This window comes from Solibacillus cecembensis (assembly GCF_050272495.1).
GTDB classification, from domain to species: domain Bacteria; phylum Bacillota; class Bacilli; order Bacillales_A; family Planococcaceae; genus Solibacillus; species Solibacillus cecembensis.
Genome location: NZ_JBNNMF010000009.1, coordinates 145,035 through 163,768 on the forward strand (window position 1 = coordinate 145,035; position 18,734 = coordinate 163,768).

Genomic DNA, 18,734 nt, shown 5'->3' on the forward strand with positions numbered 1-18,734 from the left:
AAACAAAAACGAGGTTGTCCTAATTACGGACAACCTCATTTTTTTCATTTAGAAGATTAAGCTTAGTAAAAAATAGAACATCCCAGCCATCAAAGCTGAAATTGGTAATGTGATAAACCATGTAATGACAATTTTACGTGCCATAGCCCATTTTACACCTTTTACACGTTGTGCTGCACCTACACCCATAATAGCGGATGAAATAACATGTGTAGTGGAAACAGGTAGCGCAATTAGCGTTGCACCAAAAATAATAGAGGCTGACGTTAAATCCGCCGCTACACCGTTCACTGGACGAATTTTCATAATTTTACCGCCCACTGTTTTAATGATTTTATAACCACCTACCGAAGTACCAATACCCATTGCTAGAGCACAGGCAAGTCGAACCCAGCTTTGCACTTCATCTGTAGATTGCAAGTTCGCAGCGATCAATGCCATCGTAATAATCCCCATCGCTTTTTGCGCATCATTCGTACCATGTGTGAATGATTGTAACGCCGCTGTACCAATTTGAGTTAATCGGAATGCTTTCGTTGTCGTATAAAGCGGTGATTTTTGGAAAATCACTTTGAAAATTTTCATTACGATAAAACCAAGTGTTAATGCTAAAATTGGCGAAATAATTAACGCTTGTAAAATTTTCAAGAAACCTGAGTAATTTAATATATCCATACCAGCAGATGCAACTGCTGCGCCCGCAATCGAACCGATTAACGTATGCGAAGAACTTGATGGAATCCCAAAATACCAAGTTAACAAATTCCATGTAATCGCAGAACATAATGCAGCTAAAATAACGACTGACCCCGTCACATCTCCTTCAAAAGCATTTAATGAGAATGGGTCAACAATTCCAGATGCAACTGCTTTCGCTACACCAACGAATGTAATTGCACCAACAAAGTTCATGACTGCGGCCATCAAAATCGCAACACGTGGCTTTAATGCACGGGTAGATACCGATGTAGCAATCGCATTCGCTGTATCATGGAAACCGTTAATAAAATCAAATGCTAACGCAAAGATGACAACCAATACGGTAATGATTAATAACGTATTCATAGTTTACTCCCTTACTTCTATGCATTACGCATAATAATCGTTTCAATTGTGTTCGCTACATTTTGACAGTAATCCGCAATATCCTCTAATTGCTCATATAGGTCTTTAAACATAATCAGACGAATCGGATCTTTTTCTACTTGGAATAACTCTGTTACGGATTTACGGAAAATCTCATCGCATTCACGCTCATAATCTTTTATTAAAATCGCATGTTGGCGCATCCCTAATAAGTCTTTTTTATTTAATAATTCCATTGCTTTTACAGCTTCATCTGAACTTTTTGCAATATAATCAACAAATTGACGCATATAGTCATTCACTTCTGTAAAGGAATACATTTCGAAATGCGCAATCGTATTTTCTATGCCATCTAAAATATCATCTAGTCGAATTGCCAGCGCTAAAATATCTTCACGCTCAATTGGTGTCATAAACGATTCATTTAACTTTACAATCAGTTCATGAATTAATTTATCACCAGCTGTTTCATAGGATTTCATCTTTATTTGAATTTGCTTGAGGTCTGCAACATTGGAAATAGTTGATTCCTTTGCATAATTTGCTCCTTGTTGTACATTTTTAGCAATAATTAATAATCCTTCGAAAAATGGATCTGGTTTTCTAGAGCTAAACATATGATGATTTCCTCCTAAATAATTGTTTGTTCTACGTTGAATGTTTTCTACTATTTGATAATAAAACCTAAGTTATCATACATCTAGTTTTCAATTTCTACAATATCTTTTCACACGCTTAATAAAACTTTACATTGCTGTAACTTTACAAATACCCTAATACATAATAACCTAATCCCTTTTTACGGAAAAACAACTCCGTAAATAATAAAAAAACGCGTTATTTATTCGTTATTACGACTTTTTCGACAAATTACGACAATCACCATATTTCTGATTAATAACAATAAATTTTTAATCCAACCGAATTGTAAAGGAATTGTAAACGTACATGTACAAATAATCCATCATCTTAAGTATCTCCGAAAAATGAAAATCCACCCTTTCAATAATTAAAAAGAGTGGATTTTTGATTTTTATTCAATTAATTCCCTTTTCCGATGACCGATGTAACGATATGTGCCGAATCCCATTCACCTAATGATACACGGACAATGGGATATTTTTTCGCAAATAACTGCTTATTAATTTCCTTAACTGTTTTCCCTTCACCTCGTAACGTTTCAATACGTTCGCTTAGTTCACGTAAATTGTCTAATTTATGCGCCAATACCTTTTTGGCATCTTTCATGTAGCCTGCATGATTGCAAAAGCCTTCTTGAAAATCATATGTAAGAAGATTTTCAATCGACGAAATAATGGTCGGAATACTTTCTTCGCGTAGAATCACCTTTGTTTTGGGCGAGACATATAAATCTCCGGTAAAAATTTGACCTGTAGCTGTATTTAAAAAGGCAAGATGATCTTGCGTATGCCCTGGTGTTTCAATCACTTTCCACGTCGCATTTCTTGATTCAAATGACGTTCCCACTGCTTGAGCATGAAAAGCTGGCCGTGTTCCCCAAAACGCCTTTCGATAAAATGGATACGTTGCTTTCTCTTTGCATTCTTGAATTTTTAAGTCATTCATATAAATTGGTAGTGCATATTTCTGTTGTAAATAGTGTGCACCACCTGAATGGTCCTCATGATAATGCGTTAACATAATTTGATCGACATCCATGTCATTGAAAAACGGCTTGAATTGATCAAGAAGTGATTTTGCTCCCGTATCAATTAACACCCCATCTACTTCAAAACAATGCACATTTAATTGGATAGCTTGAAACTTGATTGAACCGTTTACCATTCGAACACCCGACATTTCGCTTCGTTCTATATTCTTCTTAAAAAACACAAATATCCACCCCTTTATGTCGTTTTTCCCTATACGGTAACTTTAACATAAAGTGAATGGATATTCATAATAATTATCTATTTACAAACAATCGTTTTACGCGATTTCAACCGGGTGATGATATACCCAGTCACTATAACCAGCCATATAGATTTTTATGTTTTGGTAGCCCGCTTCAGATAGAATACAATAAACTGGTGTTGCTGTTACACCTGAGCCGCAGTATACAATAATTTCTTCATCTTTTGAGACTGTCTCCAGTAGTGAAGAAGTAATGACAAGTTTATTGCCGTCCTTCAATTGCTCCCAATCGTAATTTTTTGCTGTTGGAATATGACCTGCAATCGGTTCAAACGGTTCAAACTCCCCACGATAACGCGCTGCAGCACGTGCATCGATTAGCGTCGCCTTATGCTTTCCTTCTGTTATCGCAAGTACATCTTCTCTATTCATTAAAATGTCATCATTCCACTGTAATTGTAACGCTGTCGGTTCAAACTCCATTACTTCCATCGTTATTTCAAAGCCAGCAGCAACGAGACTTTCATAGCCACCATTCACAATGTAAACATGTTGAAAGCCAGCATACTTTAACGTCCACCAAGCTCTCGTCGCAAAAGGTGCAGCGCCTTGGTCATAAATATAAATGGCATCGTTATAATGCAGACCGTGTTTTTCAAATAACACTTGAAGATGAGCTTTATCTGGTAACGGGTGGCGTCCATTTGTTTTCGTCATATCTGAAAGGTCACATTCAAGGTCCCAGTAAATTGCCCCTTTCACATGCCCTTCTTCAAATAAACGCTTCCCTAAATCAACATTTTGAAGATCAAAACGAGTATCAATAAAGCGACCATCTCGTTCTAATTTAAATGCATCTACAAAAACATTTGCCATTTGAAATCACTCCTATGCTTTTAATTGTTCGTAAAGTTCTTTCCAAACTGCTAATCGACTTTCTTCTTGAAGTAATAATCGTTCTGTACTAATTTGTTCGATTGCCTGCTCTAACATATGTTGACGTAAACTTTCTGCTTCGATTGCAATGAAGTGCGATGCCCATTCAAGAAGTCTCGTTTTTTCACGATCTAAATACGTTTGCGCATCTGGTTTTGTTAATTGCTCTAGCGCATCACGCAAAAGCTCTTTTTCATTTTTTTCAAAGAATGCTTTCACATTTTTGAAATGAGATTTCACTTGGCTATATGGAGCACTGTCAGTAAATGGACCTGCCATATCCAGTAGCTGTGGTTCCGTCGCCTCATACGCAATAAATGCAAAACTTGGATTTAATTCTTTTAAATTTTGTACTTGCTCTTTAAATTGTCCTCTTAATTTCGTATCAACAAATTGAGCTAATCGGAAATTCGTCACGCGAAGCTCCTGTGCAAAATCAAAGCTCAATGCTTGTAACAATTCTTTTAATGCTGTTTCCAATGCTACTTGTGCAGACATTTGCGCAAATGTCGACGGATTATAGCTTTCACGGAAAAAGTCCGGATAACGATAATAAACGCGTTGGAGTACATAGTACAACAATTCATCTAATTCCTGTTTTGCTTCACTTTCAAGCATGGCGGTTTGCGTCGTTTCATAACTCGTACGCACATGCTTTTCTAAATGAACTAACTCGTCTAGTCGCTCATCTTTACGCTTTAAGTTGTCCTCTGTTTGGACAATTAAATCATGTAATCGTACTTCTGTTTTATCAACTTCTTCTTGCAATGCTTGGACAGCGATGCCCATTAACTCATCATTTAAGAAGTGATGGAATGCCCCTTCAAACGGCTTTAACCCTGACTGGTGATCCTGTTGCTCCTGCTTTTCCTTCAATGCCAATAAACTAGAAACCCCATATAAGCGAGGGAAGCGGATACCGAAGCGCTGTAATTCGGAACGCACATAGCCTTTCACTTCTTCCTCTTCTTCCGCTGTAGAGGCTAAATCGATCGCATTGACAACAAAGAACATTTTGTCTAATTCGAAGGCATCTTTAACACGCCCTAATTGAATTAAAAACTCACGGTCGGCTTTGGCAAACGCATGGTTATAATACGTGATGAATAAAATTGCATCGGCATTACGGATATAATCGAACGCTACACCTGTATGACGTGCATTAATTGAATCCGCTCCTGGTGTATCAACTAAAGTGACACCCATACGCGTAAGTGGTGAATCATAGTAAAAATCAATATTATCAACAAAGCATGAACGGTTTTCTTGCGCAACAAACTTTTCAAAATCAGGACGATCTACGCGAATTGTTGTTCCTAATTTGGGAATGTAATTTTCATAGCCTTCCGAATACGCACGAATAAAGGATTTATGCACATTGAGTCGCTCATCTACCAACTTAACTGCTAAACCATCTTTTGCCTTGTCAAATGCTTCTTGTAATGTGCCTACTGTCATTCCAATAGCTGCATAAGAACCTTGAATATCTTCTAATAATTGCGCCTCTGTTTTTAAATGTACATCGGCTGTTTCATGCGGATGTTCTGGTGTTACTGGGCGAATTTTATTAATGGCCGCTGTTGTCGGATTTGGCGAAACTGGCAATACACGTTCTCCCATTAATGCGTTGGAGAAGCTTGATTTACCCGCACTAAATGCCCCGAATAACGCGATTGTAAAGTCACGTTTTTGTAAGCGCTCTACTTTTTTCGTTAAGAAGTTGGCTACTTCTTTAAATCCTTGGACATTGCCCACTGCTTGTGCTGTTTTTAATGCCTTCGCAACAACAAGGTCCGTACTTAAGTGCGCGCCCGTATTTTCAGTCACTTGCTGTTCTTCTACGGCCGTTGCTTGTTTTTGCGCAAGCATAGATTCATCAAATGGTCGAATATCCTTTAGTGCCTGCTCATGGGCACGTTGCCAATTTTCCAATTGAATTTTGGACTCAGCACGCAATTCATTCGTTGCTTGTACCATCTGTTTTTTACTAAATTGCTCAAACGCTTCAATTTCTAAAATATGTTGAATCGCTTGTACTCTTTGTTTCATTGCATTAATTTTTAGTTTTACAGGGGCAGAAACTTCTGTCGCCACTTGCTCTAATACAGCTTGTTGCTCATTCTTCCACGCATCCGTTGCTTGGATAAAATAGCGTTTTGTCGCTTCAGATACACGGTTCGCAAAGTTTAGTACAGCATCTCCTGTAACAATTGTATTTTTTTGAACTTGATCTTCAATTACACTAAAAGGTAAATCAAAAACTTTCGCATCCGTTGCTGCCGCACGTTCATCTGTCAATGCGCCAACATCCTTTAATGCCGTTTTCATCAGCGCTTTTATATGCCCTGTAATTTGAGATTGCACGACGTGATTAAACGCTTCTAACGCTTCCACTGCTCGGCTTTCACGCGCTTCAGCTGTTTTCTTTTTAGCCGTAAATAGACCACCTACTTTAAAATCCTCTTGCTTTGATTCTAAATAGCTACGTAGTTTTTCACGTACATCGGCTGGCATAATCGCCGCATTTGCTAATAACTCTTTGCGATTTTCATCAAACATTTTATCCCATTGCTCAAATGAAAATAGCTCGGTTTGCAACGTTAGTTTTTCATATTGCTCTAAAATATCAAGGCGCGATTCCCAGTCATCTGTTGTTAAAACGTCTTCATATGTTGCAAATCGGTCTTGTTTTTCTTCTATTAAATAATTTTCATGCTCATGCTGTAATTTTGTTAATGTATTTTCAGCCGTTAAAATTAATTGTTCTTGCCAGTCATTCATCGAATTCATGACGATCTTTTTCACTTTTTCAAAATCATTATTCGCTAATTCTTTATCACGTAAAGAAGTGAAGAAAATGTCTTTCGGGTAAACGCCCCATGCTGCAAATGAACTATGTACGGATTGTTTAAAGTCCTCAAATGATAGTTCTGACTCACGGTGTTTATCAATCTGATTGACGATTAAATATACATTTGGATTGTATTTCATTAACTGCTTTGTAAATTGGAAATTTTGCTCAGATTGAACATGGTTATAATCCATTGTATAAAATACCATATCCGCAATATGCAACGCTGATTCCGTACTCATCGCATGGGCATCATCTGTCGAATCCACTCCCGGTGTATCCATTACAGTTACGCCTAAAGGTAAGCTGGATTTACTATGGCCAATTTCAATTTGCGAAACCAGTTCACCGTCTTTACTCAGCTCTTTTACTTGTTTAATATCAAAGCCCGCTGTAAATTTGACTGGCTTATCATGATGCATGTAAACGATTGCAAAATCTTCATCTGCCTTATGTACTTTGACGATATTTGCACTTGTTGGAATAGGACTCGCTGCTAAAATATCTTCACCCGATAATGCATTAATCATGCTCGATTTACCCGCTGAGAAATGCCCTGCAAATCCAATGACAAACTCTTTTTGTAATAATTTGCGTGCGAATAGATTTAATTTTTCAATTCGCTCCGTATCTTGGTTTTCCTTGTAAATTATGTATTGTACCGCCGATTGTTGCAATAATTGGTATACCTTTTCATCAAACAAACTCATTTCACTTTCCCCTTTTGTCCTAAAATGTTCACAATTATATAGTACCATGATTACATTAGAAAATCGGCTAGTATTTTATTAAAATTATTTATTTCGATTTCTTTTTGCATGATTGGTGCAAGAAATTGGCCCTTCCTAGTAAAAAAATACCATTTCGGATGTAGATCCTGAAATGGTGTTTTTGATATATTAATAAAATTTGGGTTATCCATTAATTTACTGTATTTTTTAATACATAGTTTCCAATGACTACATATGCGATTACTGTCACTCCTACAAATGTAAAAAGCACCATGCACACCACCTTTATATAGTTGATAATAATTATCACTCTCATTATAATCGAAAAGTATTTCATTCGTCAATCCAAACTGGGCGTTTTTCACTGTATGAATGTAAAAATATGTACACTTGTCCTCTATACATCTACTAAAGTCACATGGTAAGATGTAGAAAAAGTCGGAGAGAGGTGCGTTTACTTTGAGTACTTCAAAGCATATACAAACAATTTTGAACGGGACAATCCATTCATTAAAAACGATTTTACCAATGGATATTGATGTAAAATCTCCTTCTGTTACTGTGGAACCTTATATACAGCAAGAGATGGGTGTATTAATCGGGCTGGTTGGTGATCTAAAAGGGCGTATTATTATAGATGGGACACCTGAAATATTTGGCGCTATTGGTTCTGCCATGTTTGGCATGCCTTTAGATGGGGAGATGCTTGAGTCCTTTACTGGTGAATTCGGGAATATGATTGCAGGTAATTTATGCACTTATGCTGGGCAATACGAGCTCGAACTCGATATTACGCCCCCTACAGTAATGGTTGGTAATACTAAATTATACGGTTTCCAACAAGCATTTACCCTACCTGCATCTATAGAAGGTGCTGGGAATATTTCCATTTTGTATACGATAGATACCGATTAATAATGACTGTGAAACACGTAATCTATTTACGTGTTTTTTTATTTCCTTCGAATCCAATCATACCGCCCCCCCAAATTCCTTCACACTTTTTTCACATTTCAGAACATTTAAAGTGAGAAAACTCACTTCACCATAATTTTACTTTTTATATTATGAAGGTAGAGATGCAACATATTTTCCAATAGGGAGTGTGAAAAGATGCGTAAGCAAAAAAAAGAAGACGACAATTTAAAAGGCACGCTTTATATGACTTTTTCTGTCGGGGCAGTCATTGTCATTTTGTGGGTCTATTGCTTCGACCTATTTATGGGACGTATGTAAAAAAAGAAAAACGGGAAAGGGGTAACTTCTATGCACTTACACAAGTATGAAAAGTGGTGGCTTGTTTTCGGATGTGGGACTTTAGTGGCATTTTTAATTATTTTAGGCGTCGGCGCATTCCATAACGGGACTCACCCAAACAACTCGAAAAAAGTGATCAACTACGAGAAAGTCGATGAAATTGCACCATTTAATAATCCAGGCGTACATAAAGTAGAAGGGAAAGAGTGGGATTATGAAGTTGTTATTGTCGCTTCTGCTTTCTATTACGACCCACCTGAAATCGTCGTTCCCTTAGGCGCAAAAGTAAAATTCACTGCGACAACAAAAGACGTTATTCACGGCTTCCAAGCAGCTGGCACCAACATTAATATGATGCTAGAGCCTGGTTATATTTCTGAATACATTGCAGAAATGAATCAAGCGGGTGAGTATTTAATCGTATGTAATGAGTATTGCGGTACAGGACATACAGCGATGCATTCTATGTTAAAGGTGGTGGACGAAAATGCAACAGGCATCAATTAAAAATGTAGCTCCAAAAGATGCGAAACTTGCAATGGCGAATATTTATGTTGCATTTATTGCATTACTCCTTGGTGGTCTTGCAGGTTTACTCCAAGTATTAGTTCGCTCTGGTGAGTTTACCATTCCAGGTGGCATTAAAATTGGCTACTATCAAGTTTTAACAGTACACGGTATTTTACTAGGTTTAATTTTAACGACATTTTTCATATTAGGTTTCCAAATTGCTGCGGTCAGTCGTACAGCAGGTCCTTTAACAGATAAGCAACGTAACATTGGTTGGATCGGCTTTTGGTTAATGGTTCTTGGTACGGCAATGGCTTCCACAATGGTTTTATTAAATAAAGCAACCGTCCTTTATACATTTTATGCACCATTAAAAGCACACTGGATTTTCTATTTAGGATTAACACTTGTTGTAGTCGGTTCTTGGCTATTATGTGTTCCGCAATTTATGAAGTATTTCCAATGGAAAAAAGAGAATCCGGGGCAAACTTCTCCCCTACTAACGTATATGGCCTTTGTCAATTCGCTGTTATGGGTAACTTGTTCTTTAGGTGTTGCCGTTTCTGTTTTATTCCAATTATTACCTTGGTCACTCGGATTAATTACTCGCGTGGACGTATTATTAACGCGTACATTATTCTGGTATTTCGGTCACGCACTTGTTTACTTTTGGTTATTACCAGCTTACATGGCATGGTATGCAATTGTTCCAAAAATTGTCGGTGGGAAAATATTCTCTGACTCTTTAGCTCGATTTTCATTCATTTTATTCTTATTATTCTCTTTCCCAGTAGGTATTCACCATCAGTTAACTGAACCTGGTATTGATGGATTTTGGAAGTTCGTTCAAGTTACATTAACGTTCTTCGTTATCATTCCATCATTAATGACTGCATTCTCTATGTTTGCGACGTTTGAATTACGCGGTCGTGAACTTGGTGGTAAAGGTGTTCTTGGTTGGTTTAAAAAATTACCGTGGGGAGATGCACGCTTCCTCCTGCCATTCATAGGGATGTTAGCATTTATTCCAGGTGGTGCAGGCGGGATTGTCAATGCATCTTATCAAATGAACCAACTGATCCACAATACAATTTGGGTAACAGGACATTTCCACTTAACAGTCGCAACTACTGTTATCTTAACATTCTTCGGGGTCGCATTTTTCTTAATCCCCCATTTAACAGGACGTGTTTTAACACCTGCATTAAATAAGCTTGGGATTTACGTTGGGATATTATGGGCAATTGGTATGAGCATTATGTCATTATCAATGCACGTTGTCGGATTAATGGGTGCCCCTCGTCGTTCGGATTATTCAACGTATGGCGGTGCTGAACAAGCTGCTGAATGGATTCCATATGCAATCGCACAAGCAGTTGGTGGTACGATTTTATTCGTAGCAATCATCATCGTTACGTATATCGTTATTCAATTAGCCTTCTTCGCACCAAAAGGACATGAAGAATTCCCAGTTGCTGAAGTAGCACCTGGTGCAGAAAAAACACCTGCTATTTTAGAAAACTTTAAGTTCTGGGGGGTTATTGTAGCAGCTTTAATTATTTTTGCTTATACGATGCCAATTATTGATATTCTGCGTAATTCACCACTAGGATCTACTGGATTTACACCGTGGTGATTTGAATAGAGCTTCCCCTCTTACTAAGGGTAGTTACATGAAAAAGCATCCATCTCTCTCTAATTGAGATTGATGGATGCTTTATTTTACATTATTGTGGCTCCACAGCTAAAATGGCCAAGAAGTGTGATTTCACTTTCACTTCTTCTTCATTTAATAAAATATGAATATCTCCGTGGTCATTCGATGTACGGATTAGTCGACCCATCCCTTGCTGTAAACGCAGCTGCATAAATGGCAGCTCCACTTCCTCAAATGGATTTTGGGCAAACGAGCGCTTCGCATCAAATAATGGATCATGCGGTGGGAATGGTAAATCGAAAATAATGACACGCGTTAACGCTTCTTCCGGTAAATCCAACCCTTCCCATAAATGATACGAGCATAGTGTTTGAATTTCACCGTTTTGGAAATCACGGACAATTGATGAAAGCTCACGATCACCTTCAAAAGCGATTGTTAAACGCGCCATCATACTTAACTGTGATTTAAATTGATTCATTGCTTGTTTTGACTTAAATAATATTAACGTCTTTTTCTTATCTAGCAATAACTGTTCTACTTTTGCTACCTTTTTAGATTGCTCCAGTTCGTGCAAGTAGATTTTCATTACTTCCTCATAATCAAATGGTGAAGGGACGCTAAAGCTTTGAGATGATGCGATTCCAAGGCTTGATGCAATATAGCTGAAATCCTTTTTGACAGATAGCGTTGCAGATGAAAAGACAATCGGCATTTTTTTTGAGAACAATGTTTCTGCTAATACATCCGTAATTAATCGAGGCATGATGACTAATGTTTCTTCATCATCTGTATCTTCTAACCAATCAACTGCATCTCCTTGTGCCACAAAGATACGAATCGCTGCTACATAATGCTCTAAAAATTCTTCTACCATATTTAGCTCATATTCTGGAATCATATAAAGCTCGGATTCGAATACAAATTCCTCTAGCAGTTGCTCTACATTGGCAATGATTTTATTACCTAATGTAATTAGACGCTCCGATTTGTTAATACGCTTACGATCTTCCTCTGACGCGACAACATCTTCACGTAATTGGTCAAAAAACAATTCATGATGATCTTGTAAATGTTCCATCGAATATAGCGTACGTTCACGAACACCATCCACCATTAGTCGCTCTAGAATCTCAACGATTGTATACGCTTGTACTTTATAAGTTAACGCTCTTTGTGCTGCATATTCTAATAAATGCCCTTCATCAAGTACAATCATCGACACTTCTGGCAATAATGGTAACTGCCCTTCACGTTCACGGGATTCTTTTGTTGCTAAATGCTCCATTAAGAAATCCTGAGAGCAAATAATTAAGTCTGTCGATTTACGATAATGCGCACGATGAAGTGTTTGTCCACAACGATTGCGCAAATCACAAACAGCACATTGCATAATAGAATTGTAGTTGACCTTTTCCCAATCTTCATCACTCACGGTTGAATAATCAGAACGATCTCCGTATGGCTTCACTGAAATCATACTACCTTGTGCATACACACCATCTGGAATAGAAACAGAAATTTCATCAATCCATTCGTCCGTTTCATTCTTTTCTGCTTCTTCAAAACGCTTTAAACATAAATATTGGTCGCGTGATTTTGCTAATCGGACATCGATATCTAAACCGAGCACATCACGTAACTTATGAATATCGCCACCATCTTTGACAAGTTGATCGATTAACGTTTCATCGGCACACGCGATTAAAGCGGGTTTGCCTGTATAGCGCGCATACGATACAGCTGGTAATAAATAGGCAATCGTTTTACCCGTCCCTACTCCAGCTTCAGCAAAAAGGACATTTTTTTCTTTTAATGCTTGTTCTATTTGATACGCCATAAAAATTTGTTCATCACGGCATTCAAAACCCTTTTCAGGTAATTCATCATAAAGTACATCGCCCATCCAATCGCCTAGCGACTCGAAAAAGGACTTCTCTTTAGAAAGTTCAAATGGTAAAGATTTTCTCAAAATAACGTTGCCCCCTCAATATGAAGCGGAAGAAATCTTGTTACTTCTCCCGCGCAATGCCTTATTAATAATTAGCTTTATTTATACACCGAAAAAATTCCGTACTTTACATTATACTATAAAATGATATGAAATCATACATAGATAATATGAAATAACAAGAAAAAAACTACATTAGTTTATCGCTAATGTAGTCGTTATTGAATCAATTACGCTTCAGCTAACTTTAGTCCAGATTTTTTCGAGCAAGCTCGAAAAAAATCTGTGACATCCGCAGGGGCTTAACTTGATTCAGCTGAATCAAGTTAAAATTGAGCTTTTGACTTTTGACCCCAGAATTGGTATAAGTCTGTACGAATAAATCCATTAAACAGCTTACGTTTTTTCGTCGTTTTTTTCCCATAATGGACTTCTAAATCTTCCATTGAAGAAAGTAAATAAACAGACCATGTTGGATAATTTTGCATCACTTGACCGAATTGACGCAGCATTTTTTCGATTTCTTCGATTTCACCAATACGCTCACCATACGGAGGGTTTGTTACGATAACACCGTCTGTAAACTGCGTTGTAAAATCAGTTGCTTGCATTTGTTTGAATGTAATAATATCTCCAAAGCCAGCTTCAACTGCATTTTCCTGTGCAATGGACACCATACGATGGTCAATATCCGTACCCATAATCGTTAATTCTTGATCATAATTTGCTAGTTCATCTGCCTCATCACGCGCTTTGTCCCAAATAGCTTGCTTCATCCATGGCCATGATTCCGAAATAAATTCACGGTTATAGCCTGGTGCAATATTTTGGCCAATCATTGCAGCTTCTAATGCAATTGTTCCCGAACCACAAAATGGATCGATGAATGGACGATTCGGTGACCATTTTGAAATTTTAACAAGTGCAGCAGCCAATGTTTCTTTTAACGGCGCTTCCCCTTGGTGTGAACGGTAGCCACGTTTATGAAGTCCGACACCTGATGTATCAATCGTCACTGTTGCCACGTCTTTTAAAATCGAAATCTCAAGCTTAAACGTTGCCCCTGATTCGTCTAAAAATCCAAGTCGTTTGTATGCGATTTTCATGCGTTCAACAATCGCCTTTTTCGTAATCGCCTGACAATCTGGCACACTAAATAATTTTGATTTCACTGATTTCCCCGAAACAGGGAATGCGGCATCTACAGGTAAAAATTTCTCCCATTCAATGGCTTTTACCCCTTCAAATAATTGGTCGAAAGTGTGTGCTGGAAATTGTGCAACGACGATTTTCACGCGGTCTGCTACACGTAACCATAAATTTGTACGTGCAATGGCTAATTCATCGCCTTCGAAATATACTTTGCCATTGTCCACACGTGTTTCATATCCTAATTCGCGTACTTCATCTGCAACAATTGCTTCTAAACCCATTGCAGCGGTTGCGACTAATTGAAATTTTGTCATAAGTTGTTATACCCTTTCTTGATGGTCGATTTCCCAAAATTGAATAAATTCAAATAGCTCGTCCATTGGTAATGGCTTGCTGTAATAATAACCTTGAATGAAATCGCATCCAAGCTCTTTTAATAATGCTGCTTGCTGCTTCGTTTCAACACCCTCTGCAACAACTTTCATATTTAAACGGTGTGCCATTTGTATGATGGCATCTACAATTGCTTGCTTATCTGCAAGTATACAAATTTGTTGGATAAAACTCTGATCAATTTTTAATACATCTAATGGGAACTTTACTAAATAACTCAATGACGAGTAACCTGTACCAAAGTCATCCATGGATAACTTAAATCCAAGGAGCTTCAGTTTAACTAGTTTATTCACCGTTTCAACAGCATTGTTCATCACAGTGCGCTCTGTTACTTCAATCTCAAAATTGAGTGCAGATGTATTATTTCTTTCTAAAATCGTTTGAATGGATTCTAAAAAGCCCTGTTGCTGGAAATGAATACTTGATACATTTATAGCAATTGGAATTTTTGTATAACCTGCATTTAACAGCTTCATATTCCCTTGGCATGCTAAATCAAAAATGATTTCGCTCAACGGAATAATTAACCCTGTTTCTTCTGCATATTCTATAAATTCTGCGGGGGATACAAAGCCTAGTTTATCATTGGTCCAGCGAACTAACGCCTCAACCCCAACAATTTTATTTGTTTGCACACAAATTTTTGGCTGATATGCTAACGTAAATTCACGATTTTCTATCGCCTTACGTAATTCACTATCCAACAATAACACACGTTTTGAATCCGTGTTTAATTCATCAAAATAAAAAGAGAAACAATTGCGGCCATTACCTTTTGAAAATAACATCGCTTTTTCCGCACGATTGAGTAATTCTTCTGTTGTCATACCATCATCTGGATAAATACTAATACCGATACTCGTTGATATGAAAATTTCGTGGTTGTCCACTATGAATGGTTGTTCAATTACATGTATAACTTGCTCGGCAAACTTAGCAGCCTCTCGCGGATGAACAATATTCGTTAACGTAATCACAAACTCATCGCCACCATAGCGTGCTAATATATCTTTATTTTTAATTAACCCTTTAATACGTTGCGATACTTCGATGAGCAATTGATCTCCGACGGCATGCCCAAGTGTATCATTTATTTGTTTAAAACGATCTAAGTTCAATATGAAAACTGCATGTTGTGCTGGCTGTGTCATTTTTGATGTTGATTCAAGTAACGTATTCATGCGCTCCGAATAAGCAAATCGATTACATACGTCTGTCAATGTATCAAGTAGCGTTCTCTTTTCTAATTCATGCTCAACGATTTTTCGCTCAGATAAATCCGTAAAAATCCCACAATAATTAGTCACTTCACCAGCATCATTTTTTATAGCCATAATCGTCAACCATTCAGGATAGACATCTCCTGTTTTTCGACGATTCCAAATTTCCCCTTGCCACATACCAATCTCATCAATTTTTTCCCACATTCCTAAATAAAATGAAATTTCATGTATACCTGATTGTAGTATACGTGGGGAACCACCGATTACCTCTTCTTTTTTATAACCTGTCACGAATTCAAATGCTGCATTTACTTTCACAATGCGTTTATTTTTATCCGTAATCATAATACCTTCTGCAATGTTTTCAAATATTTTAGCAATTAAGACATTTGGATACTGGGTAATTGATAACTCTTGGACAGTTGATAAGTTTGCACACGATTCGCTCAAGTTTTTCACCTTTATTTTCTATAAGAAAGGCTCTCCACTGTAAAATGGAGAGCCTTTTTATTTGTTCAAAAAAGCATCAATAATCAATAAGCCATGTTTTGTTCCTGAGTACTCAAACGGCTTTCGCCTCGTACGACCAGGTAGTAATCATCTATCTACGGTAATAATACCGTCCCTCCATCTGTTCGTTTCCTTCAGGAGAGTGCCCCTACCATAATTTGGGTTTCTCACTCATGGGGTTTACCTCGTTCCACCTTATAACTTTCATTATAAGCTCCGTCACTGTGGCACTTTCAGAAAGTTTCGTCCATATCAAAATGACTTAGGAGTTCCTTCCGCCGTCAAGCTTTACGCTTGCCTACTCTTATTTTTTCAAGTAGCACGAACACTACGGACATCACAGTACCGTGTGAGCATGGACTTTCCTCTACGACCTCAATGGATCGCAGCGATTACCTGAGTATTGATGCATTAATTAGTATACGTGAATCCTATTGAAAACACAATCATTCCTTTAAAAGTCTAACTATTCGTATAGTTTACTTCCAAAAACATGTTTTTCTAAATTGGAAAGTCGCTTTAATATATCAAAATTTGTGCTATTTGTAGCCGGTACTGGAGCCGGTCTTTTACTCGTGTTATTAAGCTCCTGTTGCAGGCGCTCATTTTCTTCTTCTAATGCAGCTATTTTCTTTGCAAAAGTATCGTAATCTTCACGAATCAAATCCAAAAATTGATCCACCTCGTCAACATTATAACCCTTCATGCTCTTTTTAAAATCTTTTTCTAAAATATAGTCAGATGTAAATTTAATATCCATAATGATCGTCCTTCCGTCAAGCAACTTCTTTGTCACTATTATAGCATAGGAACGACTGTTCATACCTATTGTTGCACCTATCTTTAAAAAAATTGTCAAACTTTGCGGTTGCCCGGGAAATACCTCTTCATTTCCCGTTAGCTACTTTCGAAATTTTTTCTTCTAGACGGTTTAGCCTCTTATGCCAATTGTGAAGCTGACGTTGTTGTTGGCTATCTTTCGCATAGAAAATCCTTTTAACTACTACCAATCCAGCCTCTGCGTATATAGAAGCACGCTTGTAATCTTTCAACTGATGCTCATATAGCATCGCTAACTGTTCATACGCTTGCACTTGTTTTTTCATTGGTAATGCGTGTAAAGCAGTTTGAAATGCTTTCGTCGCGAGCTCATAATCGCCATTACGTTTTAATTCAAAAGCTAAATAATAATGAGCGAATCCAGCCTCTTCCTGTGAAAACTGCTCAGTTACTGCGGTTAAAATTTCTGTACCTGTTTTCTTTTTTCTTAAATCCCCAAACCATTTCCCAATATTCGTATACGTTGTCGCAGATTCCTGTCCAACCTCATCAAGTAGCAATTTCGTGGAATGGATATATAACGTAATGAGCGATAATAAATCCCATTCATTATGCGTCAAAACTTTCATTAACGTCGTCGCATTCCCACTTTTCACAGCATCAAAATAAATGATAGGCGCTAAATGACCAGGGATATCACCTTGCCGATGAAATCCAAGCTTATCTTGCTCCACTTGCGTCAGTTTCATCTGTTGTAAGTCATCTTTCCATAACCGCTTTGTACTATGAAGTAAATCAACTTGGCGCTGTATCTTTAATTTCGGGATATGTTGCTTATTTAATGTCCACCGCACTTCTAATTGCGGCCAATCAAAACTTTTACCATTGTACGTAATCATTGTGACATTTCTTTGCCACAGCTTTGATTCAAATAAAAACGCTGCTTCATTGGACGGATCGGCTAGCACATATTGCGTCAGCACAAATTCGTCTTCTTGCACCTCTAAAAAACCAAGTAAGAAAATATGTGTACCTGCTCCTTTTAAGCCCGTAGTTTCCGTATCGAAAAAGACAAGTGTTTCATCAAAGCTAAGGGCATACGGATGATCCTCTTGCTGCGTTGCCCAACGTTCCATAGAAGCATATAATTCACCTAGCTCATAATCGCCGTGTTTATAATCGAACGCATAACGGACTTCCTTTTTTAAAAGCACGCCAAAATCATTTTCTACTACTTCAAGACCAGCTTGTTGCCATTGTTGTAAATAACTTGGCTTTGCAGGTTTAATAAATTCGGACTTTTCCACTGTTTGATTGGATTTTTTTCCGAGCATTTTTTTCATTTGTAATATTTTAATTTCATAAGACATGTCATCACATCATTTCATTTAATAGCTTGGAAAAACATAATTATTGATTCTAGTTTATTACTTCTACCTTACCATATTATTAAGTTCATATTAGCATGTCTAATTTTAAATGAGAGATTAAGAAAAAAGAAAAGAGTAGCTTCAAAAAAATGCGGATTTACAACGTTAAGAAATATGCATAATTTTATTCATTAAAGTCGATCGTTCAGCTGTGTCCCGAACACCACTAAAATATTGCTATAACTGACTTTTGAAGAAAGTGCATAAAACATCGTATAAAAATATTTATAAAAAAAGCCAAATAACGTTGATTTAACAACATTCGCGGCTTTTTAGTACGTTTCCAAACTTGCGTTGAAGTGACCCCTTAAAGTTAGACACGGTTATTTCAGGCAGCTAATTGGGTATGAGTTCGATAGTGTATCGGGCTCATGCCTTTTAATTTTGCC

Annotated in this window: 14 protein-coding genes and 1 other RNA gene; 4 read left to right on the plus strand and 11 right to left on the minus strand. The window is 37.4% G+C overall.

From position 1 onward, the window contains the following. Positions 1-48: 48 nt before the first annotated feature. From ACQKIH_RS10160 to ACQKIH_RS10180, 5 genes are all read right to left on the minus strand, one after another. Positions 49-1,065 (minus strand): inorganic phosphate transporter, encoded by a 1,017-nt coding sequence (locus ACQKIH_RS10160; RefSeq protein ID WP_057982358.1) that lies wholly within the window; start codon positions 1,063-1,065, stop codon positions 49-51. 17 nt (positions 1,066-1,082) lie between these two features. Beyond that, positions 1,083-1,703, minus strand: coding sequence for a DUF47 domain-containing protein (locus tag ACQKIH_RS10165; RefSeq protein ID WP_427765650.1), 621 nt, complete (start codon positions 1,701-1,703; stop codon positions 1,083-1,085). Positions 1,704-2,127: 424 nt separating this feature from the next. Next, positions 2,128-2,940: an MBL fold metallo-hydrolase gene (locus tag ACQKIH_RS10170; RefSeq protein ID WP_427765653.1), complete on the minus strand. Its 813-nt coding sequence runs from the start codon at positions 2,938-2,940 to the stop codon at positions 2,128-2,130. 96 nt (positions 2,941-3,036) lie between these two features. After that, the gene (locus ACQKIH_RS10175; RefSeq protein ID WP_057982352.1) at positions 3,037-3,837 is read right to left on the minus strand and encodes a sulfurtransferase; all 801 of its coding nucleotides are present in this window, start codon (positions 3,835-3,837) and stop codon (positions 3,037-3,039) included. Positions 3,838-3,849: 12 nt separating this feature from the next. Beyond that, a complete protein-coding gene (locus ACQKIH_RS10180) occupies positions 3,850-7,458 on the minus strand; it encodes a dynamin family protein (protein ID WP_427765656.1) in 3,609 nt (1,202 codons plus the stop codon). 480 nt (positions 7,459-7,938) lie between these two features. Between ACQKIH_RS10180 and ACQKIH_RS10185 the strand changes: the two genes are divergently transcribed. From ACQKIH_RS10185 to ACQKIH_RS10200, 4 genes are all read left to right on the plus strand, one after another. Beyond that, positions 7,939-8,394, plus strand: a complete 456-nt coding sequence (locus ACQKIH_RS10185; RefSeq protein WP_057982347.1) for a chemotaxis protein CheX — start codon at positions 7,939-7,941, stop codon at positions 8,392-8,394. A gap of 198 nt (positions 8,395-8,592) precedes the next feature. Then, the gene (locus ACQKIH_RS10190) at positions 8,593-8,715 is read left to right on the plus strand and encodes a hypothetical protein (RefSeq protein WP_269084183.1); all 123 of its coding nucleotides are present in this window, start codon (positions 8,593-8,595) and stop codon (positions 8,713-8,715) included. Positions 8,716-8,745: 30 nt separating this feature from the next. Beyond that, entirely contained in the window at positions 8,746-9,243 is a 498-nt protein-coding gene (locus ACQKIH_RS10195) for a cupredoxin domain-containing protein (protein ID WP_057982345.1), read from the plus strand. Then, positions 9,224-10,882 (plus strand): b(o/a)3-type cytochrome-c oxidase subunit 1, encoded by a 1,659-nt coding sequence (locus tag ACQKIH_RS10200; protein ID WP_057982343.1) that lies wholly within the window; start codon positions 9,224-9,226, stop codon positions 10,880-10,882. Before ACQKIH_RS10195 ends, ACQKIH_RS10200 begins: the two co-directional genes overlap by 20 nt. A gap of 91 nt (positions 10,883-10,973) precedes the next feature. On the opposite strand, the gene ACQKIH_RS10205 is transcribed toward ACQKIH_RS10200, so the two are convergent. The 6 genes from ACQKIH_RS10205 to ACQKIH_RS10230 form a co-directional block, all read right to left on the minus strand. After that, the gene (locus tag ACQKIH_RS10205) at positions 10,974-12,875 is read right to left on the minus strand and encodes an ATP-dependent DNA helicase (protein WP_427765661.1); all 1,902 of its coding nucleotides are present in this window, start codon (positions 12,873-12,875) and stop codon (positions 10,974-10,976) included. A gap of 305 nt (positions 12,876-13,180) precedes the next feature. Further along, positions 13,181-14,320: a THUMP domain-containing class I SAM-dependent RNA methyltransferase gene (locus tag ACQKIH_RS10210; protein ID WP_427765663.1), complete on the minus strand. Its 1,140-nt coding sequence runs from the start codon at positions 14,318-14,320 to the stop codon at positions 13,181-13,183. A gap of 6 nt (positions 14,321-14,326) precedes the next feature. After that, entirely contained in the window at positions 14,327-16,075 is a 1,749-nt protein-coding gene (locus ACQKIH_RS10215) for a putative bifunctional diguanylate cyclase/phosphodiesterase (RefSeq protein WP_427765695.1), read from the minus strand. Between the two features lie 82 nt (positions 16,076-16,157). Beyond that, an RNA gene (gene rnpB / locus ACQKIH_RS10220) (RNase P RNA component class B) lies at positions 16,158-16,539 on the minus strand. Between the two features lie 62 nt (positions 16,540-16,601). Next, positions 16,602-16,895 (minus strand): cell division regulator GpsB, encoded by a 294-nt coding sequence (gene gpsB / locus ACQKIH_RS10225; RefSeq protein ID WP_057982334.1) that lies wholly within the window; start codon positions 16,893-16,895, stop codon positions 16,602-16,604. Positions 16,896-17,022: 127 nt separating this feature from the next. After that, positions 17,023-18,285 carry a ribonuclease H-like domain-containing protein gene (locus ACQKIH_RS10230; protein ID WP_427765667.1) on the minus strand — a complete coding sequence of 421 codons (1,263 nt, stop codon included), beginning with the start codon at positions 18,283-18,285 and terminating at the stop codon, positions 17,023-17,025. Positions 18,286-18,734: the final 449 nt, after the last annotated feature.

Bases quoted from the DNA above. Each gene is read 5' to 3' on its own strand.
- gpsB (WP_057982334.1), bottom strand. From the start codon at position 16,895: ATGGATATTAAATTTACATCTGACTATATTTTAGAAAAAGATTTTAAA.
- ACQKIH_RS10190 (WP_269084183.1), top strand. From the start codon at position 8,593: ATGCGTAAGCAAAAAAAAGAAGACGACAATTTAAAAGGCACGCTTTAT.
- ACQKIH_RS10195 (WP_057982345.1), top strand. From the start codon at position 8,746: ATGCACTTACACAAGTATGAAAAGTGGTGGCTTGTTTTCGGATGTGGG.
- ACQKIH_RS10165 (WP_427765650.1), bottom strand. From the start codon at position 1,703: ATGTTTAGCTCTAGAAAACCAGATCCATTTTTCGAAGGATTATTAATT.
- ACQKIH_RS10230 (WP_427765667.1), bottom strand. From the start codon at position 18,285: ATGTCTTATGAAATTAAAATATTACAAATGAAAAAAATGCTCGGAAAA.
- ACQKIH_RS10210 (WP_427765663.1), bottom strand. From the start codon at position 14,320: ATGACAAAATTTCAATTAGTCGCAACCGCTGCAATGGGTTTAGAAGCA.
- ACQKIH_RS10160 (WP_057982358.1), bottom strand. From the start codon at position 1,065: ATGAATACGTTATTAATCATTACCGTATTGGTTGTCATCTTTGCGTTA.
- ACQKIH_RS10180 (WP_427765656.1), bottom strand. From the start codon at position 7,458: ATGAGTTTGTTTGATGAAAAGGTATACCAATTATTGCAACAATCGGCG.
- ACQKIH_RS10175 (WP_057982352.1), bottom strand. From the start codon at position 3,837: ATGGCAAATGTTTTTGTAGATGCATTTAAATTAGAACGAGATGGTCGC.
- ACQKIH_RS10200 (WP_057982343.1), top strand. From the start codon at position 9,224: ATGCAACAGGCATCAATTAAAAATGTAGCTCCAAAAGATGCGAAACTT.